This is a genomic window from Variovorax soli (assembly GCF_031454625.1).
GTDB classification, from domain to species: domain Bacteria; phylum Pseudomonadota; class Gammaproteobacteria; order Burkholderiales; family Burkholderiaceae_C; genus Variovorax; species Variovorax soli_A.
Map to the genome: position 1 here is coordinate 169,993 of NZ_JAVDRF010000001.1, position 22,241 is coordinate 192,233.

At 68.5% G+C, this 22,241-nt stretch carries 28 protein-coding genes; 15 read left to right on the top strand and 13 right to left on the bottom strand.

Annotation, left to right across the window (positions count from 1 at the left end; genetic code table 11):
* Positions 1-20: 20 nt before the first annotated feature.
* Entirely contained in the window at positions 21-1,001 is a 981-nt protein-coding gene (locus J2739_RS00805) for a tripartite tricarboxylate transporter substrate binding protein (protein WP_309897797.1), read from the top strand.
* A gap of 12 nt (positions 1,002-1,013) precedes the next feature.
* Here J2739_RS00805 and J2739_RS00810 read toward each other — a convergent pair whose 3' ends face one another.
* From J2739_RS00810 to J2739_RS00825, 4 genes are all read right to left on the bottom strand, one after another.
* Positions 1,014-1,400 (bottom strand): hypothetical protein, encoded by a 387-nt coding sequence (locus tag J2739_RS00810; RefSeq protein WP_309897798.1) that lies wholly within the window; start codon positions 1,398-1,400, stop codon positions 1,014-1,016.
* An 88-nt stretch (positions 1,401-1,488) separates the two neighbouring features.
* Positions 1,489-1,689 (bottom strand): hypothetical protein, encoded by a 201-nt coding sequence (locus J2739_RS00815; protein WP_309897799.1) that lies wholly within the window; start codon positions 1,687-1,689, stop codon positions 1,489-1,491.
* 129 nt (positions 1,690-1,818) lie between these two features.
* A complete protein-coding gene (locus tag J2739_RS00820; protein ID WP_309897800.1) occupies positions 1,819-2,334 on the bottom strand; it encodes a cupin domain-containing protein in 516 nt (171 codons plus the stop codon).
* Complete coding sequence (locus J2739_RS00825) at positions 2,331-3,068, bottom strand: NAD-dependent epimerase/dehydratase family protein (RefSeq protein ID WP_309897801.1); 738 nt, start codon at positions 3,066-3,068, stop codon at positions 2,331-2,333. The genes J2739_RS00820 and J2739_RS00825 overlap by 4 nt, the downstream gene beginning before the upstream one ends.
* A 95-nt stretch (positions 3,069-3,163) precedes the next feature.
* Between J2739_RS00825 and pdxR the strand changes: the two genes are divergently transcribed.
* Both pdxR and J2739_RS00835 read left to right on the top strand, forming a co-directional pair.
* A complete protein-coding gene (pdxR, locus tag J2739_RS00830; RefSeq protein ID WP_405053798.1) occupies positions 3,164-4,600 on the top strand; it encodes a MocR-like pyridoxine biosynthesis transcription factor PdxR in 1,437 nt (478 codons plus the stop codon).
* 12 nt (positions 4,601-4,612) lie between these two features.
* Positions 4,613-5,071, top strand: coding sequence for a CopD family protein (locus tag J2739_RS00835; RefSeq protein WP_309897803.1), 459 nt, complete (start codon positions 4,613-4,615; stop codon positions 5,069-5,071).
* A gap of 9 nt (positions 5,072-5,080) precedes the next feature.
* Here J2739_RS00835 and J2739_RS00840 read toward each other — a convergent pair whose 3' ends face one another.
* The 3 genes from J2739_RS00840 to J2739_RS00850 form a co-directional block, all read right to left on the bottom strand.
* Positions 5,081-6,211 carry a Fic family protein gene (locus tag J2739_RS00840; protein WP_309897804.1) on the bottom strand — a complete coding sequence of 377 codons (1,131 nt, stop codon included), beginning with the start codon at positions 6,209-6,211 and terminating at the stop codon, positions 5,081-5,083.
* Between the two features lie 98 nt (positions 6,212-6,309).
* A complete protein-coding gene (locus J2739_RS00845) occupies positions 6,310-7,542 on the bottom strand; it encodes a CaiB/BaiF CoA transferase family protein (RefSeq protein WP_309897805.1) in 1,233 nt (410 codons plus the stop codon).
* 88 nt (positions 7,543-7,630) lie between these two features.
* Entirely contained in the window at positions 7,631-8,827 is a 1,197-nt protein-coding gene (locus tag J2739_RS00850; RefSeq protein WP_309897806.1) for an acyl-CoA dehydrogenase, read from the bottom strand.
* A 175-nt stretch (positions 8,828-9,002) separates the two neighbouring features.
* Between J2739_RS00850 and J2739_RS00855 the strand changes: the two genes are divergently transcribed.
* The 5 genes from J2739_RS00855 (at position 9,003) to J2739_RS00875 (ending at position 12,917) form a co-directional block, all read left to right on the top strand.
* Positions 9,003-9,926: a LysR substrate-binding domain-containing protein gene (locus J2739_RS00855; RefSeq protein ID WP_309897807.1), complete on the top strand. Its 924-nt coding sequence runs from the start codon at positions 9,003-9,005 to the stop codon at positions 9,924-9,926.
* A 109-nt stretch (positions 9,927-10,035) separates the two neighbouring features.
* Entirely contained in the window at positions 10,036-10,200 is a 165-nt protein-coding gene (locus J2739_RS00860; protein WP_309897808.1) for an FmdB family zinc ribbon protein, read from the top strand.
* 169 nt (positions 10,201-10,369) lie between these two features.
* Positions 10,370-11,029: a peroxiredoxin gene (locus J2739_RS00865; protein ID WP_309897809.1), complete on the top strand. Its 660-nt coding sequence runs from the start codon at positions 10,370-10,372 to the stop codon at positions 11,027-11,029.
* A gap of 13 nt (positions 11,030-11,042) precedes the next feature.
* Positions 11,043-12,083 (top strand): MBL fold metallo-hydrolase, encoded by a 1,041-nt coding sequence (locus J2739_RS00870; protein ID WP_309897810.1) that lies wholly within the window; start codon positions 11,043-11,045, stop codon positions 12,081-12,083.
* Between the two features lie 18 nt (positions 12,084-12,101).
* Entirely contained in the window at positions 12,102-12,917 is an 816-nt protein-coding gene (locus tag J2739_RS00875) for a phytanoyl-CoA dioxygenase family protein (RefSeq protein WP_309897811.1), read from the top strand.
* A gap of 47 nt (positions 12,918-12,964) precedes the next feature.
* Here J2739_RS00875 and J2739_RS00880 read toward each other — a convergent pair whose 3' ends face one another.
* A complete protein-coding gene (locus J2739_RS00880) occupies positions 12,965-13,765 on the bottom strand; it encodes a hypothetical protein (protein ID WP_309897812.1) in 801 nt (266 codons plus the stop codon).
* Between the two features lie 222 nt (positions 13,766-13,987).
* Entirely contained in the window at positions 13,988-14,134 is a 147-nt protein-coding gene (locus tag J2739_RS00885) for a hypothetical protein (protein WP_309897813.1), read from the bottom strand.
* Positions 14,135-14,230: 96 nt separating this feature from the next.
* Between J2739_RS00885 and J2739_RS00890 the strand changes: the two genes are divergently transcribed.
* Positions 14,231-14,758, top strand: coding sequence for a hypothetical protein (locus J2739_RS00890; RefSeq protein WP_309897814.1), 528 nt, complete (start codon positions 14,231-14,233; stop codon positions 14,756-14,758).
* A gap of 15 nt (positions 14,759-14,773) precedes the next feature.
* On the top strand, positions 14,774-15,175 hold the full coding sequence (locus tag J2739_RS00895) for a phage holin family protein (protein ID WP_309897815.1): 402 nt from the start codon (positions 14,774-14,776) through the stop codon (positions 15,173-15,175).
* Positions 15,176-15,229: 54 nt separating this feature from the next.
* On the opposite strand, the gene J2739_RS00900 is transcribed toward J2739_RS00895, so the two are convergent.
* Together J2739_RS00900 and J2739_RS00905 are read right to left on the bottom strand one after the other, a co-directional pair.
* A complete protein-coding gene (locus J2739_RS00900) occupies positions 15,230-16,441 on the bottom strand; it encodes an MFS transporter (RefSeq protein ID WP_309897816.1) in 1,212 nt (403 codons plus the stop codon).
* Between the two features lie 45 nt (positions 16,442-16,486).
* Positions 16,487-18,499 (bottom strand): acetoacetate--CoA ligase, encoded by a 2,013-nt coding sequence (locus J2739_RS00905; RefSeq protein WP_309897817.1) that lies wholly within the window; start codon positions 18,497-18,499, stop codon positions 16,487-16,489.
* A 228-nt stretch (positions 18,500-18,727) separates the two neighbouring features.
* Here J2739_RS00905 and J2739_RS00910 point away from each other — a divergent pair, with 228 nt between their 5' ends.
* From J2739_RS00910 to J2739_RS00920, 3 genes are read left to right on the top strand one after another with little or no spacing between them, the layout of a single operon-like run.
* Positions 18,728-19,429 carry a phosphatase PAP2 family protein gene (locus tag J2739_RS00910; RefSeq protein WP_309897818.1) on the top strand — a complete coding sequence of 234 codons (702 nt, stop codon included), beginning with the start codon at positions 18,728-18,730 and terminating at the stop codon, positions 19,427-19,429.
* Positions 19,416-19,700, top strand: a complete 285-nt coding sequence (locus J2739_RS00915; protein WP_309897819.1) for an acyl carrier protein — start codon at positions 19,416-19,418, stop codon at positions 19,698-19,700. Before J2739_RS00910 ends, J2739_RS00915 begins: the two co-directional genes overlap by 14 nt.
* Positions 19,697-20,911, top strand: coding sequence for a beta-ketoacyl-[acyl-carrier-protein] synthase family protein (locus J2739_RS00920; protein WP_309897820.1), 1,215 nt, complete (start codon positions 19,697-19,699; stop codon positions 20,909-20,911). Before J2739_RS00915 ends, J2739_RS00920 begins: the two co-directional genes overlap by 4 nt.
* Before the next feature lie 123 nt (positions 20,912-21,034).
* On the opposite strand, the gene J2739_RS00925 is transcribed toward J2739_RS00920, so the two are convergent.
* The gene (locus tag J2739_RS00925; protein WP_309897821.1) at positions 21,035-21,277 is read right to left on the bottom strand and encodes a DNA-directed RNA polymerase subunit alpha C-terminal domain-containing protein; all 243 of its coding nucleotides are present in this window, start codon (positions 21,275-21,277) and stop codon (positions 21,035-21,037) included.
* A gap of 295 nt (positions 21,278-21,572) precedes the next feature.
* On the opposite strand from J2739_RS00925, the gene J2739_RS00930 reads away from it, so the two are divergent.
* Positions 21,573-21,761, top strand: a complete 189-nt coding sequence (locus J2739_RS00930) for a LysR substrate-binding domain-containing protein (RefSeq protein ID WP_309897822.1) — start codon at positions 21,573-21,575, stop codon at positions 21,759-21,761.
* A 163-nt stretch (positions 21,762-21,924) separates the two neighbouring features.
* Complete coding sequence (locus tag J2739_RS00935; protein ID WP_309897823.1) at positions 21,925-22,059, top strand: hypothetical protein; 135 nt, start codon at positions 21,925-21,927, stop codon at positions 22,057-22,059.
* On the opposite strand, the gene J2739_RS00940 is transcribed toward J2739_RS00935, so the two are convergent.
* Positions 22,024-22,218 carry a DUF3606 domain-containing protein gene (locus J2739_RS00940; RefSeq protein ID WP_309897824.1) on the bottom strand — a complete coding sequence of 65 codons (195 nt, stop codon included), beginning with the start codon at positions 22,216-22,218 and terminating at the stop codon, positions 22,024-22,026. The two genes, J2739_RS00935 and J2739_RS00940, sit on opposite strands and share 36 nt — an antisense overlap.
* Positions 22,219-22,241 lie beyond the last annotated feature (23 nt).

Here is a 22,241-nt window from a genome sequence, read left to right on the forward strand (position 1 = left end):
CCTGCAACGGAGACAAGACCATGACGACAATGCTTCCCGGACGCCGCCAGCTGATCGCCGCGGCGCTGGCCGCCTGCGCCTTCACCGGCGTCCAGGCCCAGGGCGACTGGCCCAAGGGCCAGACGGTCAGGCTGATCGTGCCCTTCACCGCCGGCAGCGGCACCGACATCGTCGCGCGCCTGGTGGCGGAGCGCCTCGGGCCGGCGCTGGGCACCAGCGTGATCATCGACAACAAGCCCGGCGCGGGCGGCACGCTGGGCGCGGCGCAGGTGGCGAAGGCGCCGGCCGACGGCTACACGCTGCTGGTCCACTCCGCGGGGCACCTGGTCAACCCTTCGATCTATCCCAACCTCAGCTACGACACGCTCAAGGACTTCGCAGGCATCACGCCCATGGCCAGCCTGCCCAACATGCTGGTGGTGGCGCCGAACCGCTTCGCCGACGTGAAGGACCTGGTCGCGCAGGCCAAGGCCAAGCCCGGCGGCTTCAACTACGGCTCGGCCGGCAACGGCTCGGCCACGCACATGAATGCCGAGGTGTTTCGCCTGGCCGCGGGCCTGCAGGCGCAGCATGTGCCCTTCCGCGGCACGCCCGAGGCGATGACGGAGGTGATGGGCGGTCGCATCGACTGGTTCTTCGCGCCCATGGTGTCGGCCCTGCCGCTGGTGAAGGATGGCAAGCTCAAGGCCCTCGCAGTGGGCACGGGCAAGCGGTCGGCCGTGATGCCGCAGCTGCCCACCACCGTCGAGGCCGGCGTGCCCGGTTCGGAATACCTGTTCTGGGTCGGCCTGTTCGCCCCGGCGAAAACGCCGAAGCCGGTGATCGAGCGGCTGCAGGCGGAGGTCGCGAAGATCATGACGGCCCCCGATCTCAAGGAGCGGCTCGACAAGCTCGGCGCCGAGCCCTTCACGATGCCCTCTGCGCAGTTCGACAAATTCATCGTCGACGAAACGGCCAAGGCGCAGCAGGTGGTGAAGGCGGCCGGCATCAAGGTGGATTGACCGCCCTCGACCTCAGCTTCGGGCGGCAATCAGAAGAAGATGGACGCCCGATGCCGCGGCAATCAGAAAGATGCCGAAGACCCTCCAACTGATGGACTCGACGGACGCATCATTCGCCGCCCGTGCCAACCTTCTGGAGACCTTGTTGGTCATGCTGCACCAGGAGACAAAGGCAGCGTGGGCCACAAAGGCGCCGACGATCCCAAACTCCACCGCCATGAAGAACGCTGCAAAGCCCATGCGTGCTGCAACACCCGATGCGGCCGTGAACGCCATCGACGCGCTGAGCAGCGCGAGCAGGATCACCCATGGGCCGCGCAGAAGGGCGCGCCTCCACTTTTCATCTGCCGCGAAACAACAGGTGCCGAACAGCGTCCTGATCAGGAAGAACTTTCTCACGCGCTAGTTCCCGGTGGATCCGACGACTGCTGCGCTCAAGGCGAGAACGCCGGACACTGCGCCGTACAAGGCGATGGCCGCCAGTAGTTCAGGCGCCATCGCCGCAGCTGCCATCTCCGTCTCCTCCGCTGACGAACTTGACCTCCCACGCATTCAGCTCGCGAAAGTTTGGCGAGAGCGCTGCGAATGGTTTGAATTTCTTTGTCATCAGGACTCCCCAGACATCCAATGAAAAAGACCACCATGAGAACAGTGGAGCATTGCCTCTGCTTCCCAAGAAGATCGCCATGGCGCTGAGAGTCTAGTGGTGCAGCCTGCTCACTCTCAATACACCCGATCGGGTGTATTGACGAAGTACTCCTTGTTTGCTACCTGGCTTCAGCAAGGAAAGAGAGGGCGGCCTTGCGCGACGGTCACTTCACTCATAGACCACCAGCGGCCCGCAGTTCTCGTCGGTGACGAAGAAGGCGATCAGCTTCGAAGTGCGCGACGGGTCCGGGTTTTCGGCGAACACGTGCAGCGTTCCGGGCGGCTCGAAGAAGCTCTGGCCGGCCTGGTAGTCGGCCGGCGGCGTGCCCTGCAGCTGCGAGCGAATGGTGCCCTCGGTCACGACGGCAGTGACCGAGCCCGGATGCCGATGCGCCGGCGAGTAGGCCAGCGGCGGGAACTCCACCAGCACCGTGGTCTGCGACTTGCCCGGCGCGTTGGGCAAGGGCTCGCAGGACAGCCGTTTCAGCACGGTCGATGGCCGTGCCGCGGCGCCTGCCGGTGCCGGCGCGGAGGCGAACATCGGCCGTCCCAGGCTGCTGCAGAGATCGTCGAACCACTGCACGGCCGAGCGCGGTGCGGCAGGCGTGAGCAGCAGCCACCCGGCGGCCACGCCGAACGCAGCAAGCGCCGCGGCGCGCCGGGGCGCCACGAACAGCGCGCTCATCGCAGGACCTCCGCCGGCCAGCGCAACGCCGCATGCCAGCCGAGCTCGCGCTGCGCCTTGTCGCTGCTGACCTCGGGGCCGTCCTCGGCGATGTTGTAGATGCCGCGGGCGTCGCGTTGAACGGCCAGCAGGGCGGCCCATGCCGCCGCTTCGACATGGACCGGGGTGGCGCCCCTGGGCACCGGCGTGGAGGTGCCCGGGCCGTAGATCTGGCCGTAGCGCAGCACGGTCCCGGCGATGCCGCGCGTCCCAAGCACGACCTCTTCCAGTGCCGCGACCCCACGCACGGTGATGCCGCGCGGGTCCGCGGCCTTGAGGTCCAGCGGCTGCTCCTCGCGCCACGGCCTCGAGCCGGGCACATACGCCCAGGCGATGCTCTGCGCGATCATGCGGCCGCATCCCGCCGCCAGCGCCGCGGCGACCAGGTTGCGCGTGCCTTCGCTGCGCACCCGCGCGTTGCGCACCACCGCCTCGGCCATGCGCGCCGGGTCCAGGTCGCGTGGCAGGTCGGTGAGCTGGTGGATCACGATGCCCGGGGCAATGCGCTTCAAGGCCGACGTCAGGGCGACCTGGTCGAAGACGTCGACCACCACCGGCGTCACCGCCTGCGCCTCCAGGGCCTGAGTCCGTTCGGGGCGGCGGGTGCTGCCATAAACCGTGTAGCCGGCATCCACCAGCAAAGGGGCCAGTACCGACCCGATGGCGCCCGTGGCGCCGGCCAGGAATATCTTCATCTTGCTCAGCCTCTCTTCGTCGATCTTCGGAGGCTTCAGCTTAGGTCTGCGATGCCCCAGAATAAAGATCCAAGAATTGCAGAAACGGCTGGGCCATGATGGACGCGCATTCCCTCCGTGCCGAGCTGCTCCGGCTCGACCGGCGTCAGTCGGCACCGCTCTACCAGCAGATCTGCCAGCGCTTGCGCAGGGCCATCGAGCAGGGCCTGCTGCAGCCGGGCGAACGTCTTGCCTCGGCGCGCAGCCTGGCCAGCGAGCTGGGGGTGGCGCGCGGCACGGTCGAGCTGGCCTATGGCCAGCTCGCGGGCGAGGGCTACCTGCTCGCGCGCGGACAGGCGGGCACGGTGGTGTCGCCAGCGCTGCCGCGCCGCGTGCCGGTGCGCGGCGGCAGCACCGCCGGCAGGGTAGCGGGCGAGCTGCCGCTCGCCCGCGCCGTTGCGCCTCCGCCTTTCCAGCTCGGCATCCCGGCCCTCGACGCATTTCCGCGCAAACTGTGGGCGCGCCTTGCCGCGCGCCGCGTGCGTGCCACCACCATCGCCGACATGAACTACGGCGAACCCTGCGGCCATGCCCCATTGCGCGAAGCCATTGCCGCTTACCTGCTGGTGGCACGTGGCGTGGCCTGCCGCCCGGCGCAGGTGTTCGTCACCGCAGGCCATCGCGCGAGCCTGGCCCTGGTCTCGCGCGCCTTGCTCGCCAGGGGCAATCGCGCATGGGTGGAAGAGCCCGGTTTTGCGCCGACGCGCGACGTGCTGCAGGCCGAGGGGCACCGCGTGGTCGCGGTGCCGGTGGACGAGCAAGGCCTGCGCGTCGCGCATGGTCGCCGCCGCGCGCCGGACGCCAGGCTGGCGATCGTCACGCCCTCGCATCAGGCACCGCTGGGCTGCTCGATGAGCATGGCCCGTCGCCTCGAACTGCTGGCATGGGCGCAGGCTGCCCGCGCCTGGATCGTGGAGGACGACTACGACGGCGAGTTCCGCTATGCGGGGCATCCGCTGCCGGCACTCAAGAGCCTGGATCGGGAGGACCGGGTTCTCTATGCAGGCACCTTCTCGAAAGTGCTCCATCCCGGCCTTGCGCTGGCCTACCTGGTGGTGCCGGAGCCGCTGGTGGAGCGCTTCGCGCGGGCCGCGCGCACGGTGTCCAACGGCCCTGCGCAACTCACGCAGGCGATCGTCTGCGACTTCATGCGGGAAGGCCACCTCGCACGGCACGTCAAGAAGATGCGGCTGCTCTATGGCCGGCGCCGGGCGACGCTGGCCGCCGAACTGCAACGCGCGTTCGGCGATGCGGTACGCATCGAGCTCCGTGGCGGCGGCATGCACCTGCTCGCGCGCTTCACGGGCCTGGTCGATGACCGGACACTGGCCCGGCGCGCGCAGGCGGCCGGCCTCAATTGCCAGGCGCTGTCGGAGCGCTACGCCGGCAAGGCCCGCACCGAGGGCTTGCTGATGGGATTCACCAACCTGGCCTCGGCGGCCGAAACCCGCCGGCTCGTCGCCCGGCTGCATGCAGCGCTGATCGTGGGCTAAGCTGCGCGGGCCATGACCCAAGCTCTCCTGCTCCTGCTGCATCTGCTCACCGCCGCCTTCTGGGTGGGCGGCATGGCCGTCATGCACTTCGCCGTCCGCCCCTCAGCCGCTGCGGTGCTGGAGCCGCCGCTGCGGCTGCCGCTGATGGCACAGGCGCTGTCGCGCTTCTTCGCCGGCGTGGCCATGGCCATCGTGCTGCTGTTGGCCAGCGGCCTCGGCATGGTCTGGCTGGCCGGCGGCTTCGCTCGCGTCCACTGGAGCGTGCATGCCATGCTCGGCACCGGGCTCCTCATGATGGCATTGTTCCTGCACATCCGCTTCGCGCCCTACCCGCGCCTGCTGCGCGCGGTCGCGGCCCGCGAATGGCCGGCAGCCGCGGCGCAGCTCGGGCAGATCCGCCGGCTGGTCGAAGTGAACCTCGCGCTGGGCGTGGTGGTGTTTGCGCTGGCGATCGTCGGGCGGGCGCTGTGAGGCGGCGCCTCAAGGTGGCGTGATGAGTTCGTAACTCGTGCTGCGTCCGCCGGACTCTGACTTTTTCAGCACCCCGCGCGCCACGAGCTCGCTGATGTCGCGCAAGGCCGTGTCGGCGGAGCACTTGGCGATGGCCGCCCATTTGCTGCTGGTGAGCTTGCCTTCGAGACCGTCGAGCAGCCGGTTGACGAGCTTGATCTGGCGCTCGTTGAGAGGCAGATCCGCCCAGCGCTGCCAAGCGCGGGACCTGCCCAACACGCTGGACAGCGAGGCTTCCGCGCCCTCGACCGCGCGCAGAAGGCAGCCCAGGAACCAGGTGAGCCAGGGCGTGACGTCCATCGGGCCCTTCTGCGTGCGCTCCAGCATCTCGTAGTAGTCCTTGCGTTCGCGCTGGATCTGGGCCGAGAGGCTATAGAAGCGCTGCGCCGAACGGTCTGCCCGAGCGAGGGCCATGTCGCCGACCGCGCGTGCGATGCGACCGTTGCCGTCGTCGAAAGGATGCAAGGTGACGAACCAGAGGTGCGCGAGACCGGCATGCACGAGCCGGTCACCGTCTTTGGACAGCTCGAACCATTCGACAAAGCGCGCCATCTCGGCTTCGAGCCGAACTGCTGGCGGCGCCTCGAAATGCACCTTGCGCCGGCCGATGGGTCCGGAGACCACCTGCATCGGTCCGCTCGCATCGTCGCGCCAGGCCCCGGTGCGAATTGGCGCCAGACCGCTGTAGCCCGTGGGGAAAAGGGCCGCATGCCAGCCGAAAAGGCGCTCGCGCGTCAGCGGCTGCGCATGCGCGCCGGTGGCGTCGAGCACCATGTCGACGACGCCGTCGACATGCCGATCCGCCGGCGCCAGCGCGCCGATGTCCAGGCCCAGGCGGCGGGCGATGGACGAGCGGACCGTTTCGGTGTTCAGCCGCTCGCCCTCGATCTCGCTGGTCTTGACGACGTCGTCGGTCAGCACCCGCAAGGTGGTCGCATCACGCTGCGACAGCCCCACGTCGGCCATGCGGCCCAGAAGATGCCCTTGCGCGGCATGGACAGCAGCGAGCGGCGCGGCGAGAAGGGTGAGGTCGTAGCGCAGGCGCGGCCAGCCGGCGTTCTCCCAGATATAGAGGCCCTCGTCGTTTTCTCCGCTATCCATGCGGAGATTGTGCCGCTATTCCCCGCAGGGCGCCCGCTATTCACCGCAAACCATGCGGCGAATAAGACTCTATTCGCCGCAAGCCCTCGGCAGAGGTTTCAGATCACGCCCGCATCGCGCAGCGCCGCGCGTTGCTGCTCGTCGAGCCCCATCTCGGCCAGCACCTCGTCCGTGTGCTGCCCGAGCGCCGGCGGCGCGTACCGCAGCACGGGCGGCGTGCCCTGCAGGCGCAGCGGGCTCGCAACGCCGACGATCCGCTCGATGCCATCGCCGGCGTCACGCGGCAGCGATACGGCCAAGCCGCGCGCCTTCACCTGCTCGTCCTCGAAGGCCTGGGCGATGTTGTTGATCGGGCCGCAGGGCACGGCCTTGTCTTCCAGCAGCGCAATCCATTCGGCGGTGGTGCGGGTGCGGGTGACGGCTTCCATCATCGGGATCAGCACCTCGCGGTGGCGCACGCGCAGGGTGTTGGTGGCGAAGCGCGGGTCGCTCGCCCACTCGGCCTGGCCGGCCGCCTCGCAGAAGCGCATGAACTGGCCGTTGTTGCCGATGGCCAGCAGCATCGCCCCGTCCTTGGTGTGGAAGTCCTGGTAGGGCGCGAGGCTCGGGTGGCTGTTGCCCTGGCGCTGGGGCGCGACGCCGGTGTTGAGGAAGGCGCTGGCCTGGTTGGCCAGGATGGCCATGCCGACGTCGAGCAGCGCCATGTCGATGTGCTGGCCTTCTCCGGTGCGATGCCGCACCTCGATCGCCGCCAGGATGGCGGTCGCCGCGTAGACGCCGGTGAAGAGGTCGGTGAGCGCCACGCCCACGCGCAGCGGGCCGCCGCCGGGCTCGCCGTCGGGGCGGCCGGTGATGCTCATCATGCCGGTGGTGGCCTGGATCATCAGGTCGTAGCCGGCGCGCGAGGCATGCGGGCCGTCATGGCCGAAGCCGGTCACGCTGCAATAGACCAGGCGCGGGTTGAGGGCGCGGAGGCTGTCGTAATCCAGGCCGTACTGCTTGAGGCCGCCGGTCTTGAAGTTCTCGACCACGATGTCGGCTTGCGCCGCCATCTTCTTCAGGAGGGCCTGGCCTTCGGCCGTGGCCATGTCGATGGTGACCGATCGCTTGTTGCGGTTGCAGGCGGTGAAGTAGCTGGCCTGGTCGGTGTCGCGGCCCTGAGCGTCCTTCAGGAAGGGCGGGCCCCAGGTGCGCGTGTCGTCGCCGACGCCGGGCCGCTCGATCTTGACCACGTCGGCGCCCAGGTCCGCGAGGATCTGCGTGCACCACGGGCCCGCCAGAACGCGCGAAAGATCGAGAACCTTGATGCCGTCGAGTGCTGCTGGGGTCATGTGTTTCGGGTTCGAGGAATCGGGGTCGAGAACGCAGAGGACGCGAAGGTTCGCCGCTGTGCCCTCTGCGTTCGGATGTCCGGCTTGTTCAGTTCGCGAACGCCGCAATCCCGGTCTGCGCGCGCCCCAGGATCAGCGCATGGATGTCGTGCGTGCCCTCGTAGGTGTTGACCACTTCCAGGTTGACCAGGTGCCGCGCCACGCCGAACTCGTCGCTGATGCCGTTGCCGCCCATCATGTCGCGTGCCAGGCGGGCAATGTCCAGTGCCTTGCCGCAGGAGTTGCGCTTGAGCAGGGAGGTGACCTCGACGGAAGCCGTGCCCTCGTCCTTCATGCGGCCCAGGCGCAGGCAGCCCTGCAGGCCCAGCGTGATTTCGGTCTGCATGTCAGCCAGCTTCTTCTGGACCAGCTGGTTGGCCGCGAGCGGGCGGCCGAACTGCTTGCGGTCCAGCGTGTACTGGCGGGCGCGATGCCAGCAGTCCTCGGCGGCGCCGAGCGCGCCCCAGGAAATGCCGTAGCGCGCGCTGTTGAGGCAGGTGAAGGGGCCCTTCAGGCCACGCACCTCGGGGAATGCGTTCTCCTCGGGGCAGAACACGTTGTCCATCACGATCTCGCCGGTGATGCTGGCGCGAAGGCCGACCTTGCCATGGATCTCGGGCGCCGACAGACCCTTCATGCCTTTCTCCAGCACGAAGCCCCGGATCGGGCCGACGGCGCCGCCCTCGCTCACTTCCTTGGCCCAGACCACGAACACGTCGGCGATCGGGCTGTTGCTGATCCACATCTTGGCGCCGGTGAGGGAGTAGCCGCCGGGCACCTTCTTGGCACGCGTGACCATGCTGCCGGGGTCCGAGCCGTGGTCGGGCTCGGTCAGGCCGAAGCAACCGATCCATTCGCCCGTGGCCAGCTTGGGGAGGTACTTCTGCTTCTGCGCTTCGGTGCCGAATTCGTTGATCGGCACCATCACCAGCGAGCTCTGCACGCTGGCCATGGAGCGGTAGCCGGAGTCGACGCGCTCGACCTCGCGCGCGATCAGGCCGTAGCAGACGTAGTTGAGCGCGGGGCCGCCGTACTGCTCCGGGATGGTGGGGCCGAGCAATCCGAGCTCGCCCATCTCGCGGAAGATCTTCGGGTCGGTCACGCCGGTGCGGAAGCCTTCGAGCACGCGCGGGGCGAGCTGGCCCTGGCAGTAGGCGTGGGCGGCGTCGCGCACCTGGCGCTCTTCGCTGGTGAGCTGCTGGTCGAGCAGAAGGGGATCGTCCCAATGGAATGCGGCGTGGGCCATGTGCGGTCTCCGATGTAGGTGGGCAGGGGAAGCTAGTGCGATCCTAAGCGGCCGACCTCGCGAGCGCAAACGAAGATTCAGCACCCAGTTATGCGCTTTGCTCACTTCAGCGCACAATAGCCGATCGATCCTCATTGGCAGACGGCATCGATCAACTATGTAGCACCCGCATACCATGCGCCGAAGACTCCCTTCCACCCAGGCCCTGATCTGCTTCGAGGCCGCCGCCCGGCACGAGAGCTACACGCGGGCGGCGCAGGAGCTCGCGCTGACGCAGAGCGCGGTCTCGCGCCAGATCACGGCGCTGGAGGACTTCCTGGGCATGGCGCTGTTCCGCCGCACCCGCCACGGAGTGGCGCTCACGCCGGCAGGTGCCGACTACGCGCGCCAGATCGCCCGCCAGCTCGACAGCATGGAGCGCGACACGCTCGATGCCATGGCGCGCCAGGGCCTGGGCGGCTCGCTGCAGCTGGCGGCGGTGCCGACCTTCGCCACGCGCTGGCTGATCCCGCGGCTGCCGGACTTCGCCGCGAAGCACCCCGACATCACGGTTCACATCGAGACCCGCACCCGCCCCTTTCTGTTCAACGAAACGCCCTTCGACGCCGCCCTTTACGCCGGCACGCCAGCGCAAGCCGCCAACTGGGCCGGCACGCGCTCGGTGCTGCTGCTGCACGAGGACGTGGTGCCGGTGTGCAGCCCTGCGCTGCTGGGCGCCAAGGCGCAGCTGTCGCCGGCCGCGATCGCGCGGCTGCCGTTGCTGCAGCAGAGCACCCGGCCCGACGGCTGGCACCAATGGTTCGACGCCCAGAAGGTGGACGCACCGCGGGCGCGCAGCGGTCCGCGTTACGAGCTGTTCTCGATGATCGCCGTCGCCGCCACGCATGGCCTGGGCGTGGCGCTGATGCCGCGCATGCTGATCGAGTCCGAGCTGGCCCGCGGCGAGCTGGTCGTGGCCTGCGACCGCCCGCTGCGAGCGGAGCGCGGGTATTTCCTGATCACGCCCGCCAGCGCGGACGAGCGGCCCGCGCTCGCAGCCTTCCGCGACTGGCTGGCGGCCCAGGCCTCGGCGGAGGCCGACCCTGCCGGCAATCGCTGAACGGCTGGCCCGATGCGGTCGTTCGGTTTAGCATGGGCCCGGTGCATCGGAGCTCACTGGCCCGCGGGGCCCAGCGCCGCCTTCGGCTGCATCACGATGGAGACGCGCCATGCCTACCTATCAGTACCGTTGCCAGAAATGCGGCGAGGTGTTCGAGCACGCCGAGCACATGGCGGAGCACGAGACCGTGCAGCTGCGCTGCCCCAAGTGCGGCAGCGACGCCGTCGAGCACAAGCCGACGCAGTTCTTCGCCAAGACCTCCAAGAAAAGCTGAGCCGAGGCGAGTTGCGCCACGGCGCCGAGGCCGCGGGCAGCAAGCGCCGTCGCCTCGTGCAGCAGGGAACCGTCGCTGGCATCCGGCGCGCCAGTCTTCTATGCTCTGAGTCTTGCCGCAGGCGCGGCAACAGCGTTCGCCCTCAGTCATTTCTTCTCCAGGAGCAACCATGTCACTGCGCATCAACGACGAGGCCCCTAACTTCAAGGCCAAGACGACCCAGGGGGATATCGACTTTCACCAATGGATCGGCGACCAATGGGCCGTCCTGTTCTCCCACCCCAAGGACTTCACGCCGGTGTGCACCACCGAGCTGGGCTACATGGCGAAGATCGAGCCCGAGTTCACCAAGCGCAACGCCAAGCTGATCGGCTTGAGCATCGACCCCGTGGACGCCCATGACCGGTGGTCCGACGACATCGAGGAAACGCAGGGCCATCGGCCCACTTATCCGATGATCGGCGACACCGACCTCGCGGTGGCCAAGCTCTACAACATGCTGCCGGCCGAAGAGCCGGGCAGCTCCGAAGGCCGCACGGCGGCCACCAACGCGACCGTGCGCTCGGTCTTCATCATCGGCCCCGACAAGAAGATCAAGCTGATGCTGACCTACCCGATGACCACCGGCCGCAACTTCGACGAGATCCTGCGCGTGCTCGACTCCATGCAGCTGACCGCCAAGCACAAGGTCGCCACGCCGGTGAACTGGAAGCAGGGCGAGGACGTGATCATCGCCGGATCGGTCTCCGACGAGGACGCCAAGAAGCTGTTCCCCGGCGGCTGGCAGGCGCCCAAGCCCTACCTGCGCGTGGTGAAGCAACCCGGCTGAGCCCGGCGGCCGCATGGTCTTCGAGCAGGTCGCGACCGGCGGCTGCCAGTCCTACCTGGTCGGCTGCGAGCAGAGCTGCGCGGCCGCGCTGATCGATCCGGAGATCAGCCAGATCGACCATTACCTGGGGCTGGCGGCGCGCCACGGCGTGCGCATCCGCTACCTGATCGACACCCACACGCACGCCGACCACTTCTCCGCCACGCGCGAGCTGGCACGCCAGCTCAAGGTGCCGGTGGTGATGCACCGCGCCAGCCCGGCGCCCTTCGTCGAACTTCGCCTGGCCGACGGCGAGATGCTGGTGCTGGGCAAGCTCAGGCTCTCGGTGCTGCACACCCCGGGCCACACGGCCGACTCGATGTGCCTGCAGGTGGAGGACCGGCTGTTCACCGGCGACACGCTGCTGATCGGCGCCACCGGCCGCACCGACCTGCCGAGCGGCGACCCGGAGGCGCTCTATGACAGCCTGTTCAACAAGGTGCTGCGGCTGGACCCGGCGCTCAAGGTCTGCCCGGCGCACGACTACAAGGGACGTACCCACTCGACCATCGGCGAGGAGCTGGCGACCAACCCGCGGCTGCAGAAGCGCGAGCGCGCCGAATTCGTCGCGATGATGCAGAACCTCAACCTGACCATGCCCACCCATGTCACCGAGGCGCTGCGCACCAACATGAGCGGCGGCAAGACGGTGGCGCGGCTGCTCGCCGAGGCCGGCGCCAAGGTGCCCTTCATGTCGCTCGCCGAGCTCAAGGCGCGCGTGGAGGCCGGCGAGGACGATCTGATCGTGCTCGACGTGCGCGAGCGCGAGGCCTACGAAGCCGGCCACGTGCCGGGCGCGCGACTGCTGCCGCGCGGCCAGCTGGAGCTGCGCGTCAACCAGGATCTGCCCGATCCGACGCGGCGCATCCTCAGCTGCTGCGAGCTGGGCTACATCTCGACACTGGCGGCTGCAACACTGCGCGACATGGGCTTCCTGCACGCGGTCGCGCTCGACGGGGGCATGAAGGCGTGGCGAGAGGCGGGCTACCCCGTGAAGGCAGGGAAGGAACCCTGAGAGAGAGGCAAGACGGACATGGCCCGACTTTCTTACGACGAGATCGCCCACTACCAGCGCGAAGGCTGGGTGATCCCCGAGTTCTGCCTCGCACCACGCCGCGTGGCGCAGATGCACGATGCGCTCAACGAGCTGATCCACCGCAACCCCGGCGTGCGACCCGAGAAGCTCGTTTCGGCCCACATCGAGGGCGACAACGGCGAGGGCGTGCGCGGCAGCCGGGAGTTCCTCGACCTGGCAATGGACCCCGACATCGTCGAGTTGGTCTCAGGCGTGATCGGCGAGGACGTCGTCCTCTGGGGCTGCCACGTCTTCTGCAAACCGGCCAGCGAGGGCTTCGAGACGCCCTGGCACCAGGACGGCCACTACTGGCCGATCCGCCCGCTGGCCAACTGCACCGTGTGGGTGGCGCTGGAGCCGTCGACGCGCGCCAACGGCTGCCTGCGCGTGATCCCACGCTCGCACCGGGGCGGCGTGCTGCATCCGCACCTGCACGAGGAGCGGCAGGACCTCACGCTCAACCAGCGCATGGCGGCCGGCAGCTTCGACGAGCACGAGGCGGTCGACCTCGAACTGCAACCCGGCCAGATGTCGCTGCACGATGTCTACATGATCCACGGCGCGCGCGCCAACACCTCGAACCAGCGGCGCACCGGCGTCGCGCTGCGCTACATGCCATCGACTTCGGTGTTCGAGCGCGACCTCCGGCCGGCGGACGGCAAGACCGGTGTCGCGGTGAACTTCGCGCAGCGGCCCTTGTGGCTGCTGCGGGGGGTGGATCGCAGCGGGCGCAACGACTTCGAAGTGGGCCATCGCCGCCACGGCGCCGGCTGATACGGTCCTTGCGATCGCGGGCTATGCGACGTCGATGCAGCCCGTAGTCAGGCGAGGGCCGCCAGGCCGCTCGTCGGTGCGCTGACGGGGGTGCTTTCCTCGCCGGCCAGCACCGCCGACGCATGGATCTTGTCGTGCCCGTGCAGCCAGGGGATGGTCTCGTCCTTGCGCAGCAGGGCCAGCTCGCGCTCGTAGAAGCTCATCAGCTCGGTGCCGGTGCTGTGCGAGAGATAGAGGCGCATGTCGTGCTCGGCGATGCCCAGGTAACCGTCCAGCACCAGCTCGACGTGCAGGTGGTGCAACCCGCTGGCGCGCAGGTTCATGCCGGAGAGATAGAGGGCTTCGGCGGTCATGGCGGTGGACATGGCCAAGGTGCCGCGGGTGCGCAGCAAAGCTTCGGCCTGCGCGATGCGGGCGATGAACCCGGCGAGGTTGTGGCCGCGGAAGCGCGGATGCACCCAGCCCGCGCCGATATAGCCGAAGAGCGCGTGGGGAGGGAGCGTCGGGCCCGTTTCCGGCAGCCAGCCCTCCTTCTGCTTGCAGCGGTAGAGCGACCCCTGGCTGTAGGCCTCGCCGACACGGCGGACTGCGCTGCCGTTCTGCATGGTCCGGAACCCGGTGAGGGCCACGGGCGCATTGCCGTCGTCGAAGCAGACCCAGAAGTTGCAGGGGTTGGCGTCCTTCGGGTCTTCGATCACGAAAGGCAACTGAACGTAGCCGGTGCCGGTGGCCGCCTCGTAGGTCTTGAGCAGCACCGACAGATCGTCACCGAAACTGACGGTCAGGCCGGATTCCTCCAGCTGCTGCACGAGATGGTCCTGGTATTCCGTGATCTCCGAAAGTTGCATGACGAGTCCTTGAGAGTGATGGCGGCACCGGTCGGCTCTGTTAGGGCGGCTTGGGGCAGCGGACAGAATGTTTCCGACAACAGATTGCGCATTACTCCACTTGCGCGAGCATCGCGCAAGCTGTATGCGTCGCTCGCTGAAAAGTAGTTGGGCGGAGAATACAAAGTGTTACCTGAAGTAATCATATTTTCCTATTCGGCAAATTCGTGTTACCACTTTTTTCTAACACTCCCAGGAGGCAATGCGCTCGCGGAAAAAGGCTTGGCTGTAGGCCGTATGGGTGAAGACGCCCTTGCGATGGCCGTCGATGATCGGTAGTTGCTCGCATAAATCGACGAAATCGTCGATGGAGAGCGTCTGTGAAGGCACGTGCCGATCTACAGTGGGGCCCCCAAGGGAATCATGACAAGAGCGAAATTGCGAATCACAGGGCCCCACTCGAGCCCCTACGTGCTAGGCGAACCCATGTACTTGTACGATGGGTCGCTGCACGTCGCGACCCTGGACCCGGTTCCTGTGAACCGCGAAGGCACCGAGGTTCACATCGAGCACTTCACGCCGACCACCGTCGTCACCCAGCGGAAACTGGAGATAAGCAAGCTGGCCCTGGTCGAGATGGTGTATTTCGTCGCCGAGAACTTCACCTCGGTCCAAGCCATCAGCCTGGCGCTGAGCCGCCAGGTCGAGGGCTACGGCGACGGCATGCGGCTCGCCGGTGCTCGCTCGGCCTTCCTCCAGAGCCTTGGCGCCAGCCACATCGTGATCGCGCCCAAACCCAATGCCGAGCACATGGGCCACTTCGTGGTCAGCGGGCTGTGGGAGTACAACCCGGCGAACCTCGAAGCACTCGCCTCGGTCCTGCGGCACGAGCGCGAGACCTACTACGGCCGGCGCGCCGCAAATACCGAGGAAGCGCGGCGGCCGGGCCTGGGCGCGTGGGTTCGGCGCTTCATCCCCGGGGCAGCGCCCCGCACCGGCGGCGACGAGCGTTGAGGCCCATTTAAAGCAATGCTGAACACCCTCGCGACCTTTCTTTTGCACTGGGCCATCATTGCGCTCTCGCTTTGGGTGGCCAGTCATATCTTCAGCGGCATCCGTTTCGAGAGCACCTCCGCGCTGGTGGTCTCCGCGCTGCTGCTGGGCTTCGCGAACGCGATCGTCAAGCCGGTCCTGATCCTGCTCACGTTGCCGCTGACGCTCCTGACCTTCGGCTTGTTCCTGCTGGTGATCAACGCCCTGGTACTGCTGCTGGTGGCGGCGCTGGTGAAGGGCTTCAAGATTTCGGGCTTCTGGACCGCACTGTTTGCGAGCCTCTTCGTCTCGCTGTTGAGCATCGTCTTCGGCGCCCTGATCGGCGGCGGCGATCCCGCCACGACGATCCAGATGCCGGACAACGGCAACTGGCTGTAGCGCCGCCGCCGGCCACTCGGCGCGCCAGGGTTCGGACCCCGCGACTGACGCCGATCAGCGGGCCGCCGCCACGGCAGCCCGCAGGCGCCCGCGCTCGCTCGCCAGCGACCAGGCGAACACGCCCAGCCCCGCGAGCGCCAGCAGTGCGCCCACCCATCCGGTCGAAGTCCAGCCCAGGCCGGCGCTGATCGCGGCACCGCCCAGCCAGGCCCCGAGCGCGTTCGCCGTGTTGAAGGCCGAATGGTTGAGGGCCGCGGCCAAGGTCTGCGCGTCGCCGGCCACGTCCATCAGGCGGATCTGCAGCGCCGGACCCATGGCGACGATGGTGCCGATCAGGAAGACGTTGAGCGCGGCCGTCGCCACGTTGTGGGCCGCGAACGAGAAGGTGGTGAGCACCAGTGCGGCCCAGACCAGCAGGCCGCCGATGGTGGGCATCAGCGCCTTGTCCGCCAGGCGCGAGCCGACCAGATTGCCGCCCACCATGCCGAAGCCGAAGAGCGCGAGCACCAGCGGCACGCCGCCCAGCGGCAGGCCCGCCACCTCGGTGAGCGTCGGCTTGATATAGCTGAAGACGGCGAACATGCCGCCGAAACCGATGGCACCGATGCCGAGGGTGAGCCACACCTGCTTGCGCCGCAGCGCGCCGAGCTCGCGAAGCGGGCTGGCGCCCGAGGGCGCGGCGAGGTCGGGCAGGTCGCGCCGCAGCATCGCTATGGCGAGCACGGCGATCAGACCGACGAAGACGAAGGCAGCACGCCAGCCGAAGTGCTGGCCCAGCCACGCCGCGATGGGGACACCGACCAGCGTGGCGCCGGTGAGGCCCAGCATCACCAGCCCGACCGCGCGGGCCCGCCGGTCCGGCGGTGCCAGCGCTGCGGCCACCAGGGCCGCCACGCCGAAGTAGGTGCCGTGCGGCAAGCCGCTGGCGAATCGCAGCAGGTTCAACGAGCCATAGCCCGGTGCCAGGGCGCTGGCGAAATTGCCGGCGGCGAACACCGCCATCAGCGCGATCAGCAATGCGCGCCGCGGCCAGCCGGCAGCCAGCACCGCCAGGACCGGTGCGCCGATCACCACGCCCAGCGCGTAGGCGCTGATCACATGTCCGGCCTGCGGGATGGTGACACCGATGTCGCGGGCGACCTCGGGCAGCAGTCCCATGATGACGAACTCGCCCGTACCGATCGCAAAGCCGCCCATGCCAAGAGCAAGCATGGCGCGCCCAAAGGCGGGGGTCGAATCGGAGGTGGACAGGGAGGGTGGGGACATGGGACGGCGGAGTTGCGGGTAGGGGTTAACCCTAGAGCCGCGACCTTAGCACGCCCCGGCCTGTGCCCGCTGTGCCGCGAAGTCCACGTACCAGTCGAGGCTGCCCGGGTTGGCCATGGCTTCGCGGTTCACGACCTTCTCGATCGGCTGGCCCAGGAGCAGCTTCTTGATCGGCAGCTCCTGCTTCTTGCCGGAGAGCGTGCGCGGGATCTCGGGCACCTGGAAGATGTCGTTGGGCACGAAGCGCGGCGACAGCCGGGTCTTGATCGCGCCTTCGATCTTCTCGCGCAACGCGGCGTCCAGCGCGACCCCGGGCCGCAGCACGACGAACAGCGGCATGTAGCTCTCGCGGCCCAGGTACTCCAGGTCCACCACCATCGAGTCGAGCACCTCGGGCAGCCCCTCGACCGCGCTGTAGATCTCGCTGGTGCCCATGCGCAGCCCTTGGCGGTTGATGGTGGCATCGCTGCGGCCGTAGATGATGCAGCCGCCGTCCTCGCCGATCAGAAGCCAGTCGCCGTGGCGCCACACGCCCGGGTAGGTGTCGAAGTAGCTCGACAGGTAACGCGCGTTGCCTGGGTCGCCCCAGAAGTACAGCGGCATGGCAGGGATCGGCTTCGTGCACACCAGTTCGCCGACCTCGCCGATCACCGGCTGCCCCTGCTCGTTCCAGGCCTCGACCGCGGCGCCAAGGAAGCGGCATTGCATCTGCCCCGGCACCTCGGGCAACTCGCGGTTGCCACCGACGAAGGCACCGCAGAAGTCGGTCCCGCCCGAGATGTTGTACCACCACACCCCGGGCGCGCCGGCGTCGCGCAGCTGCGCCGTGCCCCAGCGCTGCACCTCCTCGGACAGCGGCGAGCCGGTGCTGCCGAGGGCGCGCACGCGCGAGAGGTCGCCGCAAGCCTTGGCTTCGAGCCCCGCCTTCATGCAGTTGGCGAAATAGGCCGCGCCGGCGCCGAAGAAAGTGACCTGGTGGCGCGCCACGAAGCGCCACAGCACGCTCCAGTCGGGCTTCTCCTTGCTGCCCGCGGGATTGCCGTCGTAGATGCACACGGTGGTGCCGATGGCCAGGCCCGACAGCTGCGAGTTCCACATCACCCAGCCGGTCGAGCTGTACCAGTGGTAGCGCTCGCCGAAGTTGTTGGCGCCGTAGCTCGGGCCCAGGTCGTGGTGCAGCCCGCAGGCGTACATCGTCAGCAGGATGCCGCCCTGCCCGTGCACGATGGGCTTGGGCAGGCCGGTGGTGCCGCTGGAATAGACGATCCAGATCGGATGGTCGAAAGGCAGCCATTCGGGCTCGAAGGCCGCAGTGTCGCCGTCGTCCCGCGCAATGGCGTCGCTCCACTCGGCGTCGCCGGGAATCTGCTGCGCCGCGAAAGGCGTGCGAATCAGCAGCAGCTTGTCCACGCTGGGCAGTGCGGCACGCAGCTCCTGCACCACCGCGCTGCGGTCCAGCGCCTTGCCGCCGTAGTGCACGCCGTCCGCGGCGATCAGCAGCCTGGGTTCGATCTGGCGGAAGCGGTCGACCACGGCCGCCGTGCCCATGTCGGGCGCGCACACGCTCCATACGGCGCCGATGCTCGAGCAGGCGAGGAAGGCGACCATCGTCTCGGGCACGTTGGGCAGGTAGGCGGCGACGCGGTCGCCCCGCTGCACGCCCAGCGTGCGCAGCGCGAGCGCGCAGGACGCGATCTGCCGGCGCAGTTCCGGCCAGGACATCTCGCGCACCTCGCCGAGCTCGTTCTCGCTGACGATCGCCGGCATGCCGGCCGCATGCGCCGCATCGACATGGCGCAGCACCTCGTGCGCGTAGTTGAGCTGGGTGCCGGGGAACCAGCGCGCGCCCGGCATGCGCGCATCGGCCAGCGCGACCGTCGGCGGCGCGGGCGAGCGGATGCCGCTCCAGTCCCAGATGCTGCGCCAGAAGGCCTCGAGGTCGGTGACCGACCAGCGCCACAGCGCGTCGTACGAATCGAAGGCCAGGCCTCGCTGCTCGCGCAGCCAGTCCTGGTAGAGGCGGATCTGGGGAATGTAAGGAGGGGCGTTGGTTTTCACGGGTGCAGCCTAACGCGCATGCGCCTTTGGCTTCAATGCGGGAAAGCATAAGGTTCGGACGGTGAAGCCGGGCCCTGCGCGCATCGGCTTCGGCGAGAGCGGGTGATCGTCCTGCCGACGCGGACTCCCGAGAGAAGGTGGGGTTTCATGCCCGCATGAAAACAGGCATGCTCGGGTGCTGGTGCCGCCGGCGATGAACGACGCCGGCGCACGCGCATCCACTTGCACATGCACGCCTCACCCCTCCCGCACTGGACCTCCGAGCTCCGCTTTCGCATCCGCCACCTGCTGGCCCTGAAGATCGTCGGCGTCACGGTCTTCACCTGGCTCTTCTTCATCGGGTACTTCCAGCTGCTGCGCCACCCGGTCTACGCCATGACCGTGATGCCGCTGACCGCGCTCGACCGGCTGATCCCCTTCCAGCCCGGGATGCTCGTCGCGTACTTCTCGCTGTGGTTCTACGTGGGCGTGGCACCCGGACTGGAGCGCAGCTTCAAGGACCTGGTGGTCTATGGCCTGTGGGTGGGCGCGCTGTGCCTCACCGGCCTGGCGCTGTTCCATTTCTGGCCGACGCAGGTGCCGCCGCTCATGGCGGACAGCTCGGACTTCCCGGGCTTCGCGCTGTTGCAGGGCGTCGACGCGCCGGGCAACGCCTGCCCTTCGATGCACGTGGCGGTCGCGATCTTCACCGCGATCCGGGTGGACGACGTGCTGCGCCGCACGCGCGCGCCCCTGCCGCTGCGCGTGGCCAACGGGCTCTGGTTCGCCGCCATCGCGTATTCGACGCTGGCGGTCAAGCAGCACGTCGCGCTGGACGCGCTGGCCGGGGCGCTGCTGGGCCTCGTCTTTGCGTGGCCCTCGATGCGCTGGCGGCCGATGCCCAGCCCCAGCGGATATCATCCCTCACGGATGACCCATGGCCCCGCGTGAAGACGGACATCGCCCAATGAGTTCGCTGAAAGAATTACAGGATCTGATCCAAGAGAAATACGGCATCGAACCCGCCGCGCTCGACCCCCACGCGTCGATGCGCGACAAGGGCTTCGATTCACTGACGCTGGTCGAATTCGTGTTCGCGGTCGAAGACCATTTCAAGATCTCGATGCCCGACCACGACGTGAACGTCGATACGCTCGCCGAGCTGGCCGCCGTGGTCGACAGGACCTTGGGCGCGCAGGCGGTCCCCGCCCCCGGCAAGTGAGCGTCGCGCAGGTCGCCGTCACCGGGCTGGGCGTCGTGAGCCCGCATGGCGACGACGCGGGCGCGATGTTCGACGCGCTGATGCGCGGCGAATCGGCCATTCGGCCGGTCTTCCCGGAACTGCCCAAGCCAGCGGCTGCCGCGCTCGCGCCCTTCGACGCCGCGCCCTGGTTCACCAAGCTTCAGCTGGCCGGCGTGGACCGCGTGAGCCAGCTCGCCGTGGCCGCGGCCGAACTCGCGGTGCGCGATGCGGGCGTGCTCGGCGATGCCGATCCCGAACGCATCGGCGTCTATGCCGGCTGCGGCATGGGCGGCGCCGCCGCCCTCGAGGCGGCGTACCGCGGCGCCAGTGCGCGCATGCCGCCGCTGACCATTCCCGCCTTCATGCCCAACGCCCCGGCCGCGCAGGTGGCCATGCGCCGACAGGCGCAGGGCCCGGTGCTCACCTATTCGGTGGCTTGCGCTTCATCCGGCGTCGCGATCGCCGAGGCCGCGAAGGCGGTGCAGCGCGGCGAAGTCGACATCGCCATCGCCGGCGGCAGCGAGGCGCTGATCGTCCCCGGCGTGGTGCTCGCCTGGCAGGCCATGCAGACGCTGGCCGCCTTCGAGCCCGACGGCGCGGCGCGCGCAGTGCGTCCCTTCGCGAGCGATCGCAGCGGCTTCGCGCTCGGCGAGGGCGCCGCCTTCGTGGTGCTCGAATCGGCCGAGCGTGCCCACGCCCGCGGCGCGCGCGCCTATGCGGCGCTGGCAGGCTGGGGCGTCGGCTGCGACGCCACCCACCTCACCAAGCCCGACGCGCCGGGCCAGGCGCGCGCCCTGCGCGCCGCCCTGCGATCGGCCGAGCTCGCGCCACGCGACGTGGGCTACTGCAATGCGCACGGCACCGCCACGCGCATCGGCGACGTGGTCGAGCGCAACGCGCTGGCGGAGGTCTGGGGCGAGGACGCGCTCGGCGACCTCCAGGTGAGCTCGACCAAGGCCCTGCACGGCCACCTGCTCGGCGCCGCCGGGGCGCTGGAAGCGGCGATCACCGTGCTGGCGCTGCACCGCCGCCAGCTCCCGCCGAACGCGCACTGCACGGACATCGACCCGGCGTGCAGGCTGAACCTGGTGCCCGCGCAAGGCACCGCAGCGCCGCGGCTGGAGGCGGCGATCAGCAACTCCTTTGCCTTCGGCGGCACCAACGCCGTGTTGCTCTTCCGCCGGGTCTGAGGGCGAAGTCTCGGTACAGCGGCGCAGGCCAGCCCAAAGGCTGGACTGCGAGCTTGCCTGGGGCTCGTGCCAGGCCGACGCCATCAGCGCGTGCTCGCGGCCCCGGGGCGCCAAGGCCCTGCTTCAGTCCGCGAGCCGCAGCCCACGCCGTTGCATGCTCTCCACGATCTCCCGCAGCGAGTTGCGCCCGAGGCGCGAGAGCACGAAGAGCTTTTTCGCCGGCACGCGCGTGACATCGCCCACCGTGTGCAGCTGATGGATCCGCAGCACGTTGGTGGTTCGAAGCGAGAGCTTGAGAACTTCGATGTCGGCGTCCAGCAGCGAAGCGGTCACTGGCCGGATTGCAATGGCTTGACCCTCATCCATGGGTGTCTCTCCGGAAAACGATGGCTGAAACTTGCACAGTTCATGCCACGGGCTTCACGCTGGGGCGAAGCAAGGTTTTCATTGAGAGAGAGGCTTTGCAAGGCTAAAAATCGAGCAATCGAAATGCCCTTTTTTCAGTCATGTGCCTTGCACGCGCACAGGGTTTTCCAGAAGGTTGCTTGCGCTAATTTTTGGAGCGTTCGTCGCCAGGCCGAGATGGGCCTCAGCTTCGTGCGCCGGCCGCCCGGCGGCGTGAAGGCCGTGTGCCTGGCCAACCTGCCGATCGGCATCGTGCATGGCCGGCAAGGGCATCTCCTGCTTCTCGAAGATCGCCTTCGTCGAGGAGCTCAAGCGCGGGGAACTGCTGTGGCGCCCGTTCGCACTGCCGGCGCTGAACGCGCTGCAGGTGGGCATCGTCGTGCCGACGCAGCGGGCGCTGCCGCACGTGACGCAGAACTTCGTGGGGCGGATGCGCGCCGCCTGACGCAGCTGGAGTTGACTGCGGCGGCGCTGTGACTTCGCCTTCCCTCCTCGCGAGGGACAAGGCCGCGCGGGGCGTCGGCTGACAGGCGCCGCATCCTGGCAGCGCCAGAATGAACCGCGCGGCTCTCGTGCGCCCCTGCACACCCGCGCGAAGGAGACGCATCATGAAGCTTCGGACACTCTGCCTGGCTTTGGCCTCCCTGGCGGTCGCCGTCCTGGCCGGCTGCGACCCCAAGCCGCAGCCGCCCAAGGCACGGCAGGCCTCACTTGCCGAGGTGGTCGCGCACGTCCTGCACTGAACTCCCGACCGCGGCCACGGCAAGGCGGAGCTCGGTTTCGCTCACGCCCAGGGCCTCGGTCCAGTAATCGACCTCGCTCGGATCGGTGACGTCGATGATGCGCAGGGTCGGCGCCGTCTCGGCGACGGATGGAATGAAGAGGCTGGCGGGTGAGGTCATGGCTTCTCGCATGGGAATTGAAT